This window comes from Rathayibacter rhapontici (assembly GCF_001995175.1).
Classification (GTDB): Bacteria; Actinomycetota; Actinomycetes; order Actinomycetales; family Microbacteriaceae; genus Rathayibacter.
This window is the reverse complement of the sequence record NZ_MUKN01000019.1, coordinates 1-18,219: the sequence shown is the minus strand read 5'-3', so window position 1 is coordinate 18,219 and position 18,219 is coordinate 1. Positions and strand designations below refer to the sequence as shown.

Sequence of the window (18,219 nt, the reverse complement as noted above, 5' to 3'; positions counted from 1 at the left end):
TGTCACCCGAGGACGGCACCGGCCATGATCCTGCTCCGCACCCACTCCAACCGCTGGATCGCGCGCGCCCGCCGCACGGGCACCGTGGTCGGCGTCATCACGCTCGACGCGACCCGGGTCGCCCGGTCCACCGGACCGTCCGGCTCGATCCGAGCGGCGAGCGCGTGCTGCTGCGCGACACCGAGTCGCTCGAGGAGGCGTTCGCCGTGCTGCTCGCGGGCGTCGAGCGCGCGCGGCTCGCTCGGGAGGCGGAGCTCGCCGGGCCCGTCGCTCCGGTGAGCGTGCGCGAGATCCTCGAGGACGCGGCGACACCGCCCGACGAGGACGGGATCGCCGCCTGAGCGGATCCGGGCTCAGGCTCGAAGGGATCCACACGATGCTCTCTTGACCGGGCGCCCCTATCTTCCTATTCTTCGAGCATGCCCAGACGGAAGCAGGGAGCGGTCCTCCCCCTCGAGCTCGACCTCCTGGATGCGCTCATCGACGCCGGCGAGCCGACGCACGGCTTCGCTCTCGCAGCCTCACTGGCCACGGGCGACGGGCGACCGCTCACCGCGCACGGCACGCTCTACAAGGCGCTGGGGAGGATGCAGGAGCGCGGTCTCGTCTCGTCGTCGTGGGAGGACAAGGCGGAGGCGAACGCGCAGGGCCGACCTCCGCGCCGCTGCTACGAAGTGACGGGCGAGGGACGCGCCGTCGCCCACGCGGCCGCCGCCGCCCGCTCGAGCGCCACGGGCCGCACTGCCTTCGTCCTGGGCGGGACCGCATGAGCGCCCGGTCCTCGGCGGCGGTGCGCCGCTCCAGCAGTGCCGCGCTGCGCTGGTGCCGCTTCTACACGCGCGGACTGGATCCGCACTTCGCCGTCGAGCGGGCGGACGAGGTCGCCTCGGACCTCTTCGAGCACACCCGCTGGGCGCAGGAAGCCGGACAGGATCCCGCCCGCACGGCTCGTCAGATCAGGTCGCGCACCCTCCGGGGTGCCGGCTCGGATCTGCTGTGGCGGCGCGCACGACTGCACGAGGGCAGTGCGGACGTCCTGTTCGCTGCGCGCGTCGGGTCCCTCTCGGCTGCGCTCTGGGCGATCGTCTTCGTGCTCGTTCTGGCCTCCGTCGTCTTCGGCGGGTGGGCGAGCATCCGCCTGGCCACCGGGATCTCCCTGCCGCTCGCGACTGTGGGACCGGTCTACGCAGCGACCGCCGCTGCCGCGCTCGCTCTCCTGCTGCTCCTGCGCCGGAAGACACAGAGCGTCGGCGCGGTGCTGGGAACAGCCGCCGTCTCGATCCTCCCCACGGTCTCCATCGACGCACTCTGGTACATCAGCGCCACGGCGTCCGTCCTCGTGTCCTCCCTGCCCTCCCTCGATCTCGTTCTCCTGCTGCTGGGGAACACGCAGGGACTCGTCCTGCTCGCCGCCGTCCTCTGCTGGTCGATCGCCCGGCGCCCGACCGGAAGCGACGTGACCGCATGACGGATCCCCGCCCACGAGGCAGCACACGCCTTCGCGCCACGATCGCCCTGGCAGCGGCAGGACTGCTCCTCGCAGCAGGCACCGCCGCTGTGCTCGTCACCACCGCGACGTCGGCCGTTCAGGACTACGACGACGACTACGCCGCCGCACGGGCGGCGAACCCGCCTGCCGGCACAGAAGACGTGACCTCGTCACCCCTTCCCGCCGCGCGCGAACCGGGAACGCCGTTCGAGCAGACGACTCCCACCGCGGCGCCCGACGGGCACCGGTACGACCAGTGGGGCGTCCGCCTCTACGACGACTCCGACTCGCCCGACGACGTCGCCTATCCCGCGACCCTCATCGAGGGCGAGCTCGCGAACGCCGTCTCCTGGGTCGACATGCAGCTGCGCATCGCCGCGTGCATGCGGGAGCAGGGACACGACTACACGTTCAAGGTGTGGTGGGAACGCTCGCCCGAGGACCGGGGTGGCGAACCCCTGGCGGAGGACAGCGACGCATGGCGGCTCTCTATGGCACGAACCTCACCTCCTCCGGACCCTACGACTGGACCCAGGCCGGGTGCCACGGCCGGATCGTGCACGAGACGGGCAACGATGACGCGCACTGAGCGCTCGACAGCCCCTTCGCACGCAACGGACGAGGCGGGCGACGAAGGCGTGGGCAGTGCACCTGCCCTGACCGATCCGGCGCGCGCCCGGAGGGCGCGGTCGCTCGGTCGGTCGTCTCTCGCTCTGCTCCTCGCGGTGATCGTCCTCGCCCTCTTCGGACCGTTCGCGGGCAGCTTCGGCCTGGGGATGCGGTGGGGTGAAGCGCTCGGCTGGGGCACCGTCGTGCTCGGGAGCTGGATACCGACGTTCTTCCAGCTCGAGTGGATCCTCCTGGCCTGCGGGACAGGCGCCCTCGTCGCGAGCGCCGCGCTCGCCGCCGATGCGCCGCCGCCGGCGCGACCCCGCGGAGTGCTGAGCTCCTTGACGATCCTGCTCAGCAGCGTGGCACTGACCCTCGTCCTGCTTGTCGCCCTCGTCTCCTCGCTGCTCTTCAACGGTTCGGCCTACAGCGTGCTCCCGGGCTCGAGCGAGAACGGGTGCCGGGTCGCGGTGAGAGAGCACGCGTTCCTGACCTCCGCCGGCGGAGACATAGGGGTAGTGGAGCCGGGACGATTCTCGGTCGACTGGAGGGCGTCCTACTCCAGTGATGACGGCTACCTGCCCTTCAGCGCTGGCGGGTACTCGCTGCACTGGCAGGGTGACACCGCGGTTCTCCGCCTCGGAGACCGGCCGGCCTCGTCCACGGGCGGCGTGCGGAACGCCGAGCTCATCGCAAGAGAAGCCCCTCTCACCTGCGGCTGATCATCGCCTCCCGACAGGATCACCCCCCGGTCGCACTGCACCGCGGGGCGTTCCGCGCAGGACTTCCCGGACTGGACCGCCCCGAGCGCGACCGCCGTCGGAGGGAGCTACCGCGTCGGCACGGAGCCGGTCGGAGTCGAGCCCGATCCGGCCGCACCCGCTCCGCTCTCCTCGCGGAACAGGCGCTCCGCCTCCTCGCCGCCCACGGCCTCGCCGCGCGCGACCATGCCTGCCTGGTCCGACAGCGGGATCTGCTTGAGGAAGATCGCGAGCACGAGGGCCAGCAGGATGAACGGGATGAGGTACCAGAAGACCGGGGCGAGCGAGTCGGCGTAGGCGGTCACGACTCCGTCGCGGACCTCGTCGGGAAGGGTGCTCAGCGTCTGCGGGTCGAGGGTGGCGGCCGAGGCGCCCGCTGCGGAGTCGCCGGCTCCCGCGAAGACCGCGGTGAGCTTCTCGGTGAGCGAGTTCGTGAAGATCGTGCCGAAGATCGCGACACCCAGTGCGGCGCCGACCTCGCGGAAGTAGTTGTTCGTGCTGGTCGCGGTGCCGATCTGCTCGGCCGGGACGGCGTTCTGAACGACCAGGACCACGACCTGCATGATCAGGCCGAGCCCGGCGCCGAAGACGAAGAGGTAGACGCAGATCAGCCAGATCGGGGTCTCGGCGGCGAGCGTGGTCATGGCGGTCATCGCGATCGCGGTGAGGATCGTGCCGACGATCGGGAACACCTTGTACCTGCCGGTCTTCGTGATCGCGATGCCGGACAGGATCGACGTGCCCATCAGGCCCGCCATCATCGGCAGCATCAGCAGGCCCGACGCGGCCGCGGAGGTGCCGGACGCCATCTGCAGGAACGTGGGGATGAATCCGATCGCCGCGAACATGCCCAGGCCCAGGGTCAGGCCGATGGCGGTGGCGTTGAGGAAGATCGGGTTGCGGAAGAGGCTCAGCGGGATGATCGGGTCCTCGGCGCGGGACTCGACCCAGACGAAGCCGGCGACCGAGAGCACGAGGCCGGCGCCGAAGAGCCAGGTCTCGGGGGCGCCCCAGCCGTGCTGCGCGTCGCGCCGAAGTCGCTGAAGAAGATGAGGAACGTGGTCGCGGCCGAGAGCAGCACGACTCCGGGGATGTCGATCCGCTTCTGCGCCTTCCTGCTGGGCAGGGTCAGCGCGAACCAGGCGATCGCGAAGGCGGCGATGCCGACCGGGATGTTGATGTAGAACGCCCACTGCCAGGTGAGGTGGTCGACGAACAGGCCGCCGAGCAGGGGTCCGGCGATGGCCGAGAGGCCGAACACGGCGCCGATCGGGCCGAGGTACTTGCCGCGCTCGTTGGCCGGCACGATGTCGGCGATGATCGCCTGCGACAGGATCATCAGCCCGCCGCCGCCGAGGCCCTGCAGGGCGCGGAAGACCACGAAGCTCCAGAAGTCGCCCGCGAACGCGCAGCCGACGGAGGCGATCGTGAAGAGCGCGATCGCGATCAGGAACAGGTTCCGCCGGCCGAGCACGTCGCCGAACTTGCCGTAGATGGGCATGACGATCGTGGTGGCGAGGAGGTAGGCCGTGGTGATCCAGGCCTGGTGCTCGACGCCGCCGAGCTGCCCCACGATGGTGGGCATCGCGGTCGAGACGATGGTCTGGTCGAGGCTCGAGAGCAGCATGCCGGCGATGAGCGCCGAGAAGATGATCCAGATCCTGCGCTGCGTGAGCAGGAGCGGCTTGGCGGGGGCGGTGGTCATCGGTCCTCTTCGGGGGTGGTGGGTGCGGCGGGAGCGAACAGGGCGCGGGCCTCGGCGAGGCGGGCGCGGAGGATCTCGGGGAACGGGGCCGGGGGCTCGGACGTGAGCGCCTCCTCCACGGCCAGGCGTGCGACGGTGCCGACGAGCTGCACGGCCAGGCGGAGTCGCGGATCGCCCGGCTCGAGGCCCTCGCGCTCGACCGACAGGCGCTCGAGCAGGCGGTCGCGCTCGCTGCCGACCTGCAGGAGTGCGGCGAGCAGCTTGGGCTCGCGCTCGAGCAGCGCGAACAGCTCGTGCGCGCGCCCGGGTGTGAGTCCGATGGCCTCGAAGTGCTCGATCGCGAGATCGGCCAGCGCGTCGAGCAGGTCGTCGGACAGGCGCCCGGGCTCGCCGCCGCCGGCGAGGAAGCGCTGGGCGGCGTCGCCCTCGAGGCCGTCCTCGGGGCGGCCGAGGACGGCCTGCTCCTTCGAGGGGAAGTGATTGAAGAAGGTGCGCCGCGAGAGCCCGACGTCGTCGCAGAGCTCGTCGACGGTGAAGCCGTTCAGCCCGCGCTCGACCGCGAGCTCGCGCGCGCGGCGGGCGAGCTGGGCGCGGCGCTCGGCGACCTGGTGGGCGCGCGTGCTCGTTGCACTCTCGGTCATGAAGTGCATTCTTGCACGAGATGCACAGTTCACAGCAATGAGGGGCGAACGAGGCGCGGGGACAGCGCCCGGCGCGTCTAAAACCGCTTCAACGATTCGGTTCTCAAGGTTTTAGACCTCGTCTGCAGGGTTCGGCGCGGACAGGTGCCCCTCGGGCTACAGCGTCAGCGCGTGCTCCCCCGCCGTCAGCTCGCGGTCCTCGGTGCCGGCCGAGCGGACGATCGCGGTCGCCCCCTCCGGGATCGTGACGGCGAGCTGGACGCCCTCCGCGGTGCGGTCCCAGCGCACGCGGGCGAGGCCGTGCGGGGTCTCGAGGGTCGACTCCGCCCACTGCAGCGCGTCGCCCGGCTGGGGGGCGACGAGGATGCGGGAGTAGCCGGGCTCGAGCGGGGCGAGGCCGCCGACGACGCGGTGCAGCCAGTCGGCGACGGCGCCCAGGGCGTAGTGGTTGAAGCTCGTCATCTCGCCGGGGTTGATGGTGCCGTCGGGGAGCATCGAGTCCCAGCGTTCCCAGATCGTGGTCGCGCCCATGGTCACGGGGTAGAGCCACGACGGGCACTCGCGCTGCAGGAGGAGTCGGTAGGCGGCGTCGACGTGACCGGTCGACGACAGGGCGTCGGTGATGAACGGGGTGCCCGCGAAGCCGGTCGAGATCGTGTAGCCGCTCTCGGCCACGAGCTCGGCGAGGCGGTCGCCGGCCCAGCCGAGCTCGTCGTCGTCGAGCAGGCCGAAGACGATCGCGAGGGAGTAGACGGTCGTGCAGTCGCTGAGGATCCGGCGGTCGGCGACGTACTGCGAGCGGAAACCCGCGCGCAGGCGCTCGGCCAGCTCGGCGAACTCGGCCAGCTCCTCCTCCAGTCCCAGCACCGCGGCGCTGTCGGCGACGATCCGGGCGGTGCGGTACGCGCAGGCCGTGGCGACGACTCCGGTGTCGGCCTTCGCGTCGGCGGGGTCGTCGGGCGCGGCGTCGGGGTCGAGCCAGTCGCCGAACTGGAAGCCGGTGTCCCAGACGTCGGTGCCGGAGAGCTTCGAGCGGACGCGGCGGGCGTGCGAGGCCATCGACGGGAACGACTCCTCGAGCACCGTCGGGTCGCCGTAGGCTCCCAGACGGCCCACGGCACCCAGGCGGCGGCGTCGCTCCAGAGCGCGGTGGAGTCCATCGGCGGGAAGTCGGTGCCGGCGGCGCGGCGCTTGAGCACGTCGGGGACGACGAACGGCACGGCGCGTCGTGATGGGTCTGCTCGAGGGCGAGGTCGCGCAGCCAGTCGCGGAGGAAGTCCTGCGCGTCGGCGAGGTACACGGCGGTCGGCGCGAACGCGGCGATGTCGCCGGTCCAGCCAGGCGCTCGTCGCGCTGCGGGCAGTCGGTGGGCACGTCGAGGAAGTTGCCGACCATGCCGCGGTAGACGTTGTCGTGCAGCTGGTTCACGAGCTCGTCGGAGCTGCGGAAGGTGCCGATGCGGCGCAGGTCGCTGCTCACGACGACCGCGGCGAGGGCGCCGGGCTCGAGGGCGTCGGGCCAGCCGTCGATCTCGGCGTAGCGGAAGCCGTGGAAGGTCAGCGTCGGCTCGAACACGTCCTCGCCGCCCGAGAGCGTGAAGCGGTCGGTCGCCTTCGCCTCGCGCAGCGGACGCACGCCCAGCTCGTCGTCCTCGAGGACCTCCGCGTGGCGCACCGTGACGACGGTCCCCTCCGGGCCCTGCAGCCGGGCGCGCAGCCAGCCGACGAGGTTCTCGCCGAAGTCGACGAGGGTGCGGCCGGACGGGCTGGTCCAGATCCGCTGCGGCGCGACCTCGCGCAGGCGCCGGACCGGCGGGGCGAGGTACGGCTCGAGGAGGCCGAGGTCGACGTCGAGCTCGTGCACGCCCGACCAGCCGGAGTCGTCGAAGCCCGGGCGGTTCCAGCCGTGCGGCTCGCGGCGGGCGTCGATGTCCTGGCCGTCGTAGATGCTGTCGGCGGTGGTCGCTCCTGCGCCGGCCCTCCAGCCCTCCCCCGTGGCGACGACCTGCTCGAACCCGTCGGCGAAGCGGACGCGCAGCTCGGCGAATCCCGCGATCTCGTCGCCGTAGGGCGCGGCTCCCTCGCCCCAGGTCAGGCGGCCCCGGTACCAGCCGTCGCCCAGGGCGAGGCCGAGGGTCACGGAGTCGGTGCCGATCAGGCCGGTGACGTCGTGCTCGGAGTAGCGCAGGCGCCACTCGTAGCTGGTCCAGCCGGGCGTGAAGAGCTCGTCCGAGACGGGGACGCCGTCGATCCAGGCCTCGACGATCCCGAGCGCCGACAGCCGGAGGACCGCCGAGACGACGGCGCCGTGGCCGGTCTCGAGCAGTGTCTCGCGACGGAGGAGGGGCGCGCCGTCGAGGGCGTCGTCGGGGGCTGCGAAGCGGGCGGTCCAGTCGGTCATCGTCGTCCTTCTGAGGGGTGGTGGGCGGGAGCGGTGGGAGCCGGGGCGGCGCCGGCGAGGGGGGCCGAGGAGGAGCGGGCGCGCAGCACCGGCTCGACCTCGAAGTGCGTCGGCTCCGTCCGACCGGCCAGACGCTCGAGGAGCAGCCGGACGGCCCTCTCGCCGAGGTCCTCGCCGGACTGGTCGATCGTGGTCAGCGAGATGCCCGGGTGGGCGGCGACCTCGATGTCGTCGTAGCCGACGATCGAGAGCTGCTCGGCCGACAGGCCCGCGTCGGCGCGGGCCCAGAGTGCGTCGAGCGCGAGAGCGTCGTTGCCCGCGAACAGCGCGGTCGGACGATCGGGAGAGCGGAACAGCTCGAGCGAGCGGGCGTAGGCGTCGTCCTGGCCGGGCCCCAGGTGGAGGACCTCGGAGTCGAGTCCGGCGGCGTTCATCCGCTCCTCGTACCGGGCGAGGCGGACGGCGTGCGGGGCGCCGAGGACGCGCCGGACGATGTCCTCGTTCACGGTCAGGTGCGCGATGCGCCGGTGGCCGAGTCCGAGCAGGTGGTCCATGAGCTGATCGGTGCCGGCGACGTCGTCGTTGGTGACGGTGTCGTAGCCGACGGAGTCGTCGTGCCGGCCGAGCATGACGATGGGGGTGTGCAGGGCGAGCTTCTCGAGCCACGACGGCTCGACCATCGGCGAGACGGCGATCAGGCCGTCGACCTGGCGGTCGACGAGCGCCTCGATCGCCCGGAAGCTCGCGGGAGTCGCTCTGGGCGGGGGCGACGATCAGCTGGTAGCGGCTGCCGTCGAGCGCGGCCGCGGCACCCGTGACGATGCGGTTGAAGAAGGAGTTGTCGAGCTGGGGGACCTCGACGCCGATCGTGTAGCTGGCGCCGCGCATGGCCCGGGCGGCGACGCTGGGCCGGTAGCCGAGCTCGTCGATCGCCGCGGCGACGCGCTCGCGCATCGACGGAGAAACGCCGTACGCGTTGCGGATGACCTTCGAGACCGCGGCGCGAGACACTCCGGCGCGCAGGGCGACGTCCTGGATCGTGGCAGGTCCACGGGGTCGGCGCTCGGTCTCGCTCATCGCGGTCCCCTCGTCGTGATGCTCGGCGGTCCTCGCCGGACGGCCCCTGGAGCGACGCCGCGAACGCCACTGTAACGCCTGGAGCACGATTCTGTAGATCGGTCCACGAATTCGTGTAGATCGATTGACACGTTTCACGGCACCGACGTATGTTCTCCCTGCGCGGCCCGCCGGACGGCCCTCGGGCCCCGGTGGCCGACCGCCCCCGGGCACCCCGCAACAACGAAGTTGTCTTTACATGGAGGTAAAGGATGTCGACCCGACAGAACCGGCGAGCAGTGCTCGCCCTCGGCGCAGGAGGAGCGGCGCTCGCTCTCGCGCTCACCGGCTGCAGCACCGGCGGCGGCGAGTCCGCCGACGGATCGACGCTGTCGATCCTCATCGACAACACGGAGCTCGCCGGCGCCCAGATGGACGCCCTGGTCACCGCCTACAAGGAGGTGAACCCCGACGTCACGATCGAGGTCGAGACCCGCCCCGCCGGCAGCGAGGGCGACAACGTCGTCAAGACCCGCCTGGCCACGGGTGAGATGGCCGACCTGTTCGGCTACAACTCCGGATCGCTGTTCCAGGCGCTGAACCCGGACCAGAACCTCGCCGACCTGTCGGACGTCGAGTGGAAGGACTCGCTGACCGAGGACTTCCAGCGCGTCGTCTCGACCGAGGCCGGCTTCTACGGCGCTCCGCTGGGCCAGTCCTTCGGCGGCGCGGTGCTCTACAACAAGGACGTGTTCGCCGAGCTCGGCCTCTCGGTCCCGAAGACGTGGGACGAGTTCCTCGCGAACAGCGAGGCGATCAAGGCCGCCGGCGACGTCGCCCCGATCGTGCAGACCTACGGCGACACCTGGACCTCGCAGCTCATGGTGCTCGGCGACTTCGCCAACGTCCTCGCCGAGAAACCGGACTGGGCCGACGAGTACACCGCGGGCGACGCGAAGTACGTCGACCAGCCGGCGCTGGCCGGCTTCGAGCACCTCCAGGAGGCCGGCGAGGCCGGGCTGTTCAACGAGGACTTCGCCTCGGCGACCTACGACGACGGCGTGCGGATGGTCGCCACCGGCGAGGGGGCGCAGTACCCGATGCTGACCTTCGCGTCGCAGCCCCTCGTGGCCAACTACCCCGACGCGGCGCAGACGGTCGGCACGTTCCCGCTCCCCGGCGAGTCGGCCGACTCGAACCCGCTGACCGTCTGGCAGCCCGGAGCGGTCTACGTCTCGAAGACCGTCGAGGGCGAGAAGCTCGAGGCCGCGAAGGACTTCCTCGCGTTCCTCGTCTCGCCCGAGAGCTGCGACATCCAGAGCGAGCAGACCGTCGTGCAGGGCCCGTACGTCATCGACTGCTGCGAGCTGCCCGAGGACGTCCCCGCGATGATCTCGGACATGCAGCCCTACTTCGACAGCGGTGACACGGCGCCCGCGCTCGAGTTCCTCTCCCCCATCAAGGGACCTGCGCTCGAGCAGATCACGGTGGCCGTCGGCTCCGGGATCACCTCGGCCGCCGAGGGCGCCCAGCAGTACGACGACGACGTGACCAAGCAGGCCCAGCAGCTCGGCCTCGAGGGCTGGTGACCCGCGGGGCATCCGCCCCGCACCCCCGGGGCGGCGCGTCTCGCGCCGCCCCTCCCTCCCCTTCCCGCCCGATCGACGGAGATCCGATGACCGCACTGACGCAGGAGCGCCCCACTCCGGCGAGCGCCCCCGCCCCCGAGAGGCCCGCGCGGCGCCGGGCGATGAAGAGCCCGTACCCGACCTGGTTCTACCTGCCCGCCGGCGTGTTCTACGTGGTGCTGTTCCTCGTGCCGACCGCGGCCTCCCTCTACTTCTCGCTCACGCGCTGGACGCTGTTCGACTCGACCTTCATCGGCTTCGACAACTTCGTCGCGTTCTTCCAGGACCCGGCGCTCACGACCGGGTTCGTCAACACGTTCGTCTACGCGGCCATCACCTCGGGGCTCAAGATCGTCCTCGGGATGCTGCTGGGCCTGCTGCTGAGCTCGCAGATCATCGGCCGCGGATTCCTCCGCAGCGTCGTGTTCTTCCCGGTGCTGGTGTCGACCATCGGCATCGGCATCACCTTCAAGGTGCTCCTGGATCCCTTCGACGGCGTCGTGAACCAGGGCCTGGCAGCGATCGGAGTCGCCGGCCCCGGCTGGCTGACCGACCCGCAGTGGGCCCTGTTCTCGGTCGCGCTGGTCGACGTCTGGAAGGGCGTCGGACTCGCGACGCTCATCTACATCGCGGGCATCGTCGCGATCCCGCAGGACTACTTCGAGGCGGCCCGCGTCGACGGCGCCGGCGCCTGGCACAACTTCCGCCACATCACCCTGCCGCTGCTGCGTCCCGCCACGGTCACCGTGATCCTCCTCTCGCTCATCGGCGGGCTGCGCTCGTTCGACCTCATCTGGGCGATGACGAAGGGCGGGCCGGGCTTCACGAGCGACGTGGTCGCCTCGGTCATCTACAAGCAGTACCAGGCGGGCTTCTACGGTCTCTCGACCGCCGGCAACGTGATCCTCTTCCTCGTCGTGGCGGCGCTGATCTTCCCGCTCTCGGCCTGGCTCAACCGGAAGGACAAGGAGCTGTGACCGCCACTCCGATCACCCCCACTCCGCTCTCGACGACCCCTCTCGATCCTCCGTCCGCGAAGGTGCGGCAGCGCGGCGTCGGCCGCGGCTCGCGCCTCTGGCGCTGGGGCGGCGGCATCACCGCGATCGTCCTGGCCGTGATCGTCTTCATCGTGCCCTTCCTCTTCATCGTGCTGACGGCGTCCAAGACGCAGCAGGAGGCGTCGCTGCTCGGCTTCACGCTTCCGACGCAGTGGAACTTCGTCGAGAACCTGCAGGAGGTCGTCTCGGCGCGGAACTTCGTGCTGCTGCGGGCGTTCGTCAACAGCGCGGTCCTGACGATCGTGTCGGTCGCGATCATGGTGGTCCTGGCCGCGATGGTGGGCTACGTCCTCCAGCGCCGCCGGTCGAGGTGGAACCCGCTCGTCAACGGGTTCGTGCTCGCCGGCCTGATCATCCCTCCGGCGGTCGTGCCGACGATCTGGGTGCTGCAGGGTCTCGAGCTCTTCAAGACCCTGCCCGGCCTGATCGCCGTGCACGTCGCCTTCGGCCTCTCGTTCTGCATCCTCCTGTTCCGCGCCTTCGTCTCGACGATCCCGCGCGAGCTCGACGAGGCCGCGACGATCGACGGAGCCGGACCGTTCCGCCTGTTCTTCACGGTGGTGCTGCCGCTGCTGAAGCCCGTGATCGTGACGGTGATCGTGGTGCAGGCGGTGACCGTGTTCAACGACTTCACCTACGCCCTGTACTTCCTGCCGGGAGACGAGAACGCCACCGTGCAGCTGACGCTGTACAACTTCTCGTCGCAGTCGGTGTCCTCGTGGAACCTGCTCTTCATGGACGTGCTGCTCATCACGATCCCGCCGCTGGTGATGTACATCTTCTTCAACCGCCAGATCGTGGCCGGCATGACCTCCGGAGCCGTGAAGGGCTGATCCCGAGGACGGCCGCGCACTCCTGAGCGCCCCGTCACGAGCGCTCCGCCCCGCTCCGGGAGCCCGGCCCGCCCCGGCCGGCTCCCGGAGTCACGCGCACGGTCGTCACCAGCTCGATCTCCGACTCCGGGACGTCGAGGAGCAGGGCGGCCGCCTCGCGCGCCACGGCGTCCACCTCGCTGACGGTGCGCGCCCGCACCGCGGTGCCGAGCGAGGGGATGCGCACCAGCCACGTCCGCCCGTCGCGCTCCGCGACCGCGGCGAGGATGCGGACCGTCACGATCCGCTCCCCTCTCCCCGTTCCGTCCGCCGGCCGAGGGACCGGGGGGATCCCGGGTCCGGCAGGTCGGGCGGTCCGACGAGACGCCGGAGCCAGAGCGGTCGGCGGGAGCGGCGCAATGCGCGCGCCCAGCGGACGTCGGTGCGCGCCTCCTGCCTCGGGTCGAGGCGGTGCAGCACGCCGCCGCGCGACTCCTCGATCAGGACCAGGGACGCGGGCACGAGGTGCAGGCGCCGGGGCGGCTCGCGGTCGAGGTGCGGGTGACCCGCGCGGGTGCGCAGCAGCTGCTCGAGCCGCTCCGGATCCGGAGCCGACCAGGTGCTGACACCGGTCAGTCCGCCGGGCAGGGCGAAGCGCTCCGTGACGTGGAGCGGGAGTTCGGACGGGAGCGTCATGGACAGCGCCTTCTGAGTCGGGCCCCCGGGATCCGGGGGTCTCTGGGAGGGAGCGGCGGGTCCCCGGAGCCGTGCGGCAGCGGGGACCCGCGGCGGAGTCAGACCCGGCCGGACGCCGAGCGGAGGCGTCGCACGAGCAGGAGGCCGCCGCCGGCCGCCAGCAGCATCCCCGCGCCGAGCACACCCGCTCCGCCTGCGAACCCGGTCGATGCGAGGGTCGCGGCCGAGGCGAGCACCGTCGGGACCACTCCGATCGGCGGCACGACCACCTCGGCGCAGGACGCCGCGGCGTCGTCGGTGCAGGGGTTGCCCACGACGGTCGGCGCGAAGCCGTCCGGCAGATCGCCGATCGACGCGCGGTTCGGGATCGTCCACGCGTCGACGCCGTCCGCCACGGTGCCGCTGACGTGGAACACGGTCGACGCTCCGGCGGCGAGGCTCAGGCCCTCGACCGACAGGTCCTCCGACTCCGCACCGCCGTCGCGCGAGATCGTCACGCCCGAGAGGTGCGCGAGCGTCGGCAGATCGACGAGGGTGAACCCGTCGGCCGGTCGAGCCCCCGTGTTGCGGACCGCGATCTCGAAGCCGGCCCGACCGCCGTGCGCGACGGTCCCGGTCAGGGCGGTCTTGACGATCTCGAGCCGACCCTCGACGGGCGGCACCGGGATCTCGGCGCAGGAGGCGGTGGGCTCGTCGACGCAGGCGTTCTCGACGACCGGAGGCTCGAAGCCGGTCGGCTGCTCGGTGATCGTCGCGCGATTGCGCACGGTGAGCGCGTCGTAGCCGTCGGCCACCCGGCCGCTGACGTGCAGGGCGATCTGCCCGCCGGCGGGGATGCTCAGCCCGGTGACCGGCTCCGTCGCGGGCTGCACGCCTCCGGCGCCGTCCTCGATCGTCGCGTCGAGGAGGTGGTCGAGGGCCGGCACGTCCGTGACCGTCACTCCGGAGGCGTCGACGGTGCCGGAGTTGCCCACGACGACGTCGAAGCCCGCCGCGCCGCCGTGCTCGGCCGACGGCTGCGAAGCCGTCTTGCGGAGCCACAGCCGGGCTTCGCCGACGGTCTGCGGCACGGTGGCGCACGGGTTCGCGTCGGTGCCGACGGTCGACTCCGACGGCCGGAAGGGGGCCGACGCGAGGCAGGCCGTGTTCACCAGCGAGCGATCCCCGTCGCCGCCGACGTGCAGGACGACGTCGAAGAGGAGCTCCGCGACCGTGCCCACCGGCAGAGTTCCCGCCGCCCACGCGATCCGTCCGGTCGCGGGATCGACCGCTGCCGAGCCGTGCGAGGTGCGGATCGAGGCCTCGTCGAGGTCGGCGTCGTCGAGCACGCCCTCGTCGAGGAAGTCCACGGCCGAGGCGTCCACGGCGTCGCCGGTGCCGTCGGAGGTCAAAGTCACGCGGTACGGCACCCGAGCGCCGGGCGTCAGCGGCACGTCCGAGGCGACCGACGAGGTCTTGCCGATCGTGACGTGCGGAGTCAGGGCACCGAGGGCGGCCTCGGCCGACGCCCCGTCCGCTCCGTAGGCCCAGTCGTCGATGGCGCGCAGGTCGCCGTAGGACCGTGCACGGAGTCGTTCGCGTTGGGCGCGCGGTCCTGATCGGTGTCGTCGCTGCGCCAGCGGTGCACCCCTCCGCCCGAGTCGACTCCCTCGGCGCCGGACGAGACGCGCGAGGTGACGGAGTAGCGCTCGGAGTTCGAGTCCTCGAGCAGCGAGTCGTCCCAGTGGATCGCGGCGGGGTCGCCGCCGCCGCCGGTGGACCGCACGATCGAGACGCCGCCGACCGAGGACTCGGCGTCGACCCGGGTGAAGTGGAACTCGTTGGTGCGGCCGATCGCCGCGCGGAACCGGACGTCGGTGCCGGCCGTGTCGACGGCGTCGCCGCGGCCGTCCAGGCCGTCCCACGCGACGGCGAAGGGCCCGGGTGCGGCGACGATCTCGCTCAGGTGGACGTCGCGCTCGCCGTCCCAGCGGCCGTCGCCGTCGGCGTCGATGTCGACCCCGACCGTGCCCGGCTGGGTGCCGAGCACCCCGGTCAGCGAGCCGGCGTTCGATCCGGAGCCGGAGCGCCGGTAGGCGAGGTCGGCGATGGTGGGCGCGGCGTAGGCGGGTGCGATCGAGGCGGGCAGGTCGGCGGCAGGAGGATCGAGGAACAGCTTGTACGTCTGCAGTCCCTCGACTCCCGTGCGGCCCGACGGCTGGAGGTACTGCGCTCCGACGCCTCCCGCCTCGATGGACTGCGGCATCGGCACCGAGAGGTAGGAGGGATCGGAGGAGCCGACCCGCACGTTGCCCTTGTTCGTCGCCTGGAGCGTGGACGCGACTCCGTCGTAGTCGCGCAGCGTCATGTCGTAGCGCGCGCCCGTCTCGGTGACGGCGTGCAGCGTGAAGGTGGAGCGCCGATCCTCGGCACGGGGGTAGCTCTCGCGCGCTCCCGACTGGATCCCGTAGGACGTCGACCAGACCCGGCCCGCGATCGCCTCCCCCGCGGCGGAGGAGACGCCGATGCTCCAGACGAGGTTGACCGGCGCGGCCACGTCGTCGTCGGTCACGCTCACCCGGAAGACGCCGGTCGCGTCCGCGACGAAGGATCCGCCCGCGGTCGTGCTCGGCGGTGCGCCCCGCGGGAACACCTGCGCGTCCAGCACCGTGCCGTCGGGCCCGGTGACCGCCGCGGTTCCTCCTCCGCTCTCCCCCTCGCCCGACCCGGAGCCGCCCTTCAGCGGATGCAGGTCGACCTGCAGCACCTCGCCCGCGCGCAGCCAGGCCGACACGGTCGTGACGCCGCCGTTGGTCGCTCCGCCGTGCAGCAGGGTGTTGTCGAGGGTCGTCCGCGGAGCCTCGCCGGCCGCCGCCGCAGGCAGCGCCAGGGCTCCCCCGCCGAGCAGTCCGCCGACGAGCGCGCAGCCCGTCGCCGCCGTGACCGCCGCCCGGAGGCCACCCCTCCGACGATCAGCCGGCCCCGATCGTTCCGTTCGACTCATCCGTAGTCCTCTCCTCAGCCGCACGTGCGCATCCGCGCCGGCGACGGTCCGCTTCAGCCCCGTGCGAGGAGAGTAGGGAGCCTCCGGATGCGGGCGGCGGGCAGGCGCGGCGCACTGTGGAGAACTCGCCGGACGGCGCCCCGGGGAGGAGAGTCCGCCACCGGAGGATCGTCCAGGTCACCGCGCCATTCCCCCGTGCGCCGCTGCTGCCTAGCCTCGGGGCATGGGATCCACCGCCGCCTCCTCCCCCCTCCTCGCCGCGCCGGCCGAGGCCGCCGCCGTGCTCGCCGAGGGCGGTGCCGCCGCGTGGGAGACCGCGCTGATCCTGCCCACCTACGCACCGGAGGAGCCCAGCAGCCTGCCGATGTTCCTCGACCGCCGCGTCTACCAGGGCTCCAGCGGCAGGGTGTACCCGCTCCCGTTCATCGACCGCATCGCGGCCGAGCCGATCGACCGCGAGTGGCGGGCCGTCGTGCTCGAGAACGAGTTCGTGCAGGTCGTGGTCCTCCCGGATCTCGGCGGACGCATCCACTCGGGGCACGACAAGACCACCGGCTACGACTTCTTCTACCGCAACTCCGTCATCAAGCCGGCCCTCGTGGGCCTCGCCGGCCCCTGGGTCAGCGGCGGCGTCGAGTTCAACTGGCCGCAGCACCACCGCCCCGGCACGTTCCTGCCCACCGACCACGAGATCGCGCGCGACGAGGACGGCTCCGTCGTCGTCTGGTGCGGCGACCACGATCCGCTCAGCCGGATGAAGGGCGTGCACGGAGTGCGCCTGCGGCCGGGCTCCAGCCTCGTCGAGCTCGACGTGCGGCTGCACAACCGCACCCGCGAGCGCCGCACGTTCCTCTGGTGGGCGAACGTCGCCGCGCGGGTCCACGACGACTACCAGTCCTTCTTCCCCCGCGACGTGCAGCACGTCGCCGACCACGCGCGGCGCGCGATCACCGCGTTCCCCGCGGCCGACCGCCCGTACTACGGAGTCGACTACCCCGCCCGGGCCGCGCAGGAACCGGGCGCGGACCGCCTCGACTTCTACCGCACCATCCCGGTCCCCACCTCCTACATGGTCGTCCGCACCGAGGACTCCTTCTTCGGCGGCTACGACCACCGCGCCGGCGCGGGCTTCGTGCACTGGGCCGACCGCCGCTTCGCGCCCGGCAAGAAGCAGTGGACCTGGGGGGACGCGCCGTTCGGGCACGCCTGGGACGCGCAGCTGACCGACTCCGACGGCCCCTACGTGGAGTTGATGGCCGGCGTCTTCACCGACAACCAGCCCGACTTCTCGTGGCTGATGCCGGGCGAGACGAAGACCTTCACGCAGTACTGGTACCCGATCAGCGGCATCGGCGTCGCGCACCAGGCGACCCGCGAGACGGCGGTGCACCTCGACGTCGAGGGCGACCGCATCCGGATCGGAGTCGCGACGACGCGACGGCACTCGGCCGCGACCGTCCGACTCCTGGACGACGGCGCGGTCCTGCGCGAGTGGACCGTCGACCTCGGCCCGGGCGCTCCGCTGGTCGCGGACCTCCCCACCTCCCGGACCGAACCGGCGGGGCTGGCGGTCGTCGTCCGCGCCGGCGGAGCGACCCTGCTCGCCTACGAGGTGCCCGCGAGGGTGCAGCAGGAGGAGCCGGAGACGGCCGCCGAGCCGCCGTCACCGCGGGAGACCGCCTCCGTCGACGAGCTGTACTTCACCGGCGTGCACCTCGCGCAGTACCGCCACCCGACCCGCTCGCCGCTGCCCTACTGGCACGAGGCGCTGCGGCGAAATGCGGGAGACGCGCGCGTCCACCTCGCCCTCGCCGGGCACGCGTACGGCCGCGGCGAGTACGCGGAAGCGCTCGAGCACTGCGACGCGTCGCTCCGCCGCCTGACCGCGCACAACGGCAACCCCGCTGATACCGAGGCGCTGCACCTGCGCGGGCTGGTCCTCGTGCGCCTGGGACGCCGGCGCGAGGCCGCCGCCGCGTTCGGCAAGGCGCCTGGGACGGCAAGTGGGCGCACGCCGCGCTCGTCGAGAGCGCCTGCCTCCTCGCGGCCGACGGCGACCACTCCGCGGCCCTCGACGACGTGCGGACCGCGCTGCGCCTGGACACCGACGACCTCCGCGCCCGCGCGCTCACCGTCGTCTGCCTCCGCGCCCTCGGGCATGCGGAGGAGGCGGCGCCGCTGCTCCGCGGGACCCTCGCGCTCGATCCGCTCGACCAGCTCGCCCGGACCCTCGACGGACGCGACCCCGCCGATCCGTTCGCGCGGATCGACGCCGCCCTCGACCTCGCCTCGTTCGGCGAGACGGCCGAGGCGGAGCGGCTGCTCGCGCGGTCCTGCATGGGGGCGCCCGCTCCGGAGGGGGCCGGCAGCGCCGCCGCGCC

15 protein-coding genes and 5 pseudogenes are annotated in these 18,219 nt (G+C 72.2%); 9 read left to right on the top strand and 11 right to left on the bottom strand.

From position 1 onward, the window contains the following. Window positions 1–2: 2 nt before the first annotated feature. Window positions 3–131 (bottom strand): hypothetical protein, encoded by a 129-nt coding sequence (locus B0T42_RS21965; protein ID WP_269087513.1) that lies wholly within the window; start codon window positions 129–131, stop codon window positions 3–5. Window positions 132–164: 33 nt separating this feature from the next. On the opposite strand from B0T42_RS21965, the gene B0T42_RS19965 reads away from it, so the two are divergent. The 4 genes from B0T42_RS19965 to B0T42_RS19960 all read left to right on the top strand — a co-directional run bounded on the left by B0T42_RS19965 (window position 165) and on the right by B0T42_RS19960 (window position 2,820). Further along, window positions 165–341: a hypothetical protein gene (locus tag B0T42_RS19965; protein WP_158078073.1), complete on the top strand. Its 177-nt coding sequence runs from the start codon at window positions 165–167 to the stop codon at window positions 339–341. Between the two features lie 78 nt (window positions 342–419). Further along, window positions 420–770 (top strand): PadR family transcriptional regulator, encoded by a 351-nt coding sequence (locus tag B0T42_RS07910; protein WP_077222678.1) that lies wholly within the window; start codon window positions 420–422, stop codon window positions 768–770. Continuing rightward, on the top strand, window positions 767–1,468 hold the full coding sequence (locus B0T42_RS07905) for a hypothetical protein (protein ID WP_077222677.1): 702 nt from the start codon (window positions 767–769) through the stop codon (window positions 1,466–1,468). Before B0T42_RS07910 ends, B0T42_RS07905 begins: the two co-directional genes overlap by 4 nt. After that, a complete protein-coding gene (locus B0T42_RS19960; RefSeq protein ID WP_158078072.1) occupies window positions 1,465–2,820 on the top strand; it encodes a hypothetical protein in 1,356 nt (451 codons plus the stop codon). Before B0T42_RS07905 ends, B0T42_RS19960 begins: the two co-directional genes overlap by 4 nt. 107 nt (window positions 2,821–2,927) lie before the next feature. Here the strand turns inward: B0T42_RS19960 and B0T42_RS07895 are convergent. The 6 genes and pseudogenes from B0T42_RS07895 to B0T42_RS21185 form a co-directional block, all read right to left on the bottom strand. Then, window positions 2,928–4,564: pseudogene (locus B0T42_RS07895) on the bottom strand (MDR family MFS transporter). Further along, complete coding sequence (locus B0T42_RS07890; RefSeq protein WP_158078071.1) at window positions 4,561–5,205, bottom strand: TetR/AcrR family transcriptional regulator; 645 nt, start codon at window positions 5,203–5,205, stop codon at window positions 4,561–4,563. Before B0T42_RS07890 ends, B0T42_RS07895 begins: the two are co-directional and overlap by 4 nt. Window positions 5,206–5,361: 156 nt before the next feature. Further along, window positions 5,362–6,294 (bottom strand): annotated as a pseudogene (locus B0T42_RS22295) (alpha-L-rhamnosidase-related protein); the annotation flags it as partial. Between the two features lie 187 nt (window positions 6,295–6,481). After that, window positions 6,482–7,497, bottom strand: a pseudogene (locus B0T42_RS22290) (family 78 glycoside hydrolase catalytic domain); the annotation flags it as partial. A gap of 104 nt (window positions 7,498–7,601) precedes the next feature. Further along, window positions 7,602–8,285: a substrate-binding domain-containing protein gene (locus B0T42_RS21190; protein ID WP_236720179.1), complete on the bottom strand. Its 684-nt coding sequence runs from the start codon at window positions 8,283–8,285 to the stop codon at window positions 7,602–7,604. A 283-nt stretch (window positions 8,286–8,568) separates the two neighbouring features. Further along, window positions 8,569–8,682 (bottom strand): annotated as a pseudogene (locus B0T42_RS21185) (LacI family DNA-binding transcriptional regulator); the annotation flags it as partial. Window positions 8,683–8,933: 251 nt separating this feature from the next. Between B0T42_RS21185 and B0T42_RS07875 the strand changes: the two are divergent. From B0T42_RS07875 to B0T42_RS07865, 3 genes are all read left to right on the top strand, one after another. After that, the gene (locus B0T42_RS07875; RefSeq protein WP_077222674.1) at window positions 8,934–10,250 is read left to right on the top strand and encodes an ABC transporter substrate-binding protein; all 1,317 of its coding nucleotides are present in this window, start codon (window positions 8,934–8,936) and stop codon (window positions 10,248–10,250) included. Window positions 10,251–10,336: 86 nt separating this feature from the next. Then, complete coding sequence (locus B0T42_RS07870; RefSeq protein ID WP_077222673.1) at window positions 10,337–11,266, top strand: carbohydrate ABC transporter permease; 930 nt, start codon at window positions 10,337–10,339, stop codon at window positions 11,264–11,266. A 116-nt stretch (window positions 11,267–11,382) separates the two neighbouring features. After that, window positions 11,383–12,180, top strand: a complete 798-nt coding sequence (locus B0T42_RS07865) for a carbohydrate ABC transporter permease (RefSeq protein WP_235576995.1) — start codon at window positions 11,383–11,385, stop codon at window positions 12,178–12,180. 34 nt (window positions 12,181–12,214) lie between these two features. On the opposite strand, the gene B0T42_RS07860 is transcribed toward B0T42_RS07865, so the two are convergent. From B0T42_RS07860 to B0T42_RS19135, 4 genes are all read right to left on the bottom strand, one after another. Further along, the gene (locus tag B0T42_RS07860) at window positions 12,215–12,460 is read right to left on the bottom strand and encodes a hypothetical protein (protein WP_077222671.1); all 246 of its coding nucleotides are present in this window, start codon (window positions 12,458–12,460) and stop codon (window positions 12,215–12,217) included. Then, on the bottom strand, window positions 12,457–12,855 hold the full coding sequence (locus tag B0T42_RS07855; protein ID WP_077222670.1) for a hypothetical protein: 399 nt from the start codon (window positions 12,853–12,855) through the stop codon (window positions 12,457–12,459). Before B0T42_RS07855 ends, B0T42_RS07860 begins: the two co-directional genes overlap by 4 nt. A 98-nt stretch (window positions 12,856–12,953) precedes the next feature. Then, window positions 12,954–14,318, bottom strand: a complete 1,365-nt coding sequence (locus tag B0T42_RS07850) for a DUF7927 domain-containing protein (RefSeq protein WP_446737365.1) — start codon at window positions 14,316–14,318, stop codon at window positions 12,954–12,956. 14 nt (window positions 14,319–14,332) lie between these two features. Next, complete coding sequence (locus B0T42_RS19135; RefSeq protein WP_094742707.1) at window positions 14,333–15,838, bottom strand: hypothetical protein; 1,506 nt, start codon at window positions 15,836–15,838, stop codon at window positions 14,333–14,335. 223 nt (window positions 15,839–16,061) lie between these two features. On the opposite strand from B0T42_RS19135, the pseudogene B0T42_RS22880 reads away from it, so the two are divergent. Both B0T42_RS22880 and B0T42_RS22875 read left to right on the top strand, forming a co-directional pair. Beyond that, window positions 16,062–17,120 (top strand): annotated as a pseudogene (locus B0T42_RS22880) (DUF5107 domain-containing protein); the annotation flags it as partial. Between the two features lie 797 nt (window positions 17,121–17,917). Further along, window positions 17,918–18,219 (top strand): hypothetical protein (locus B0T42_RS22875; RefSeq protein ID WP_342418221.1); only part of this gene is annotated, 302 nt, incomplete at its 3' end.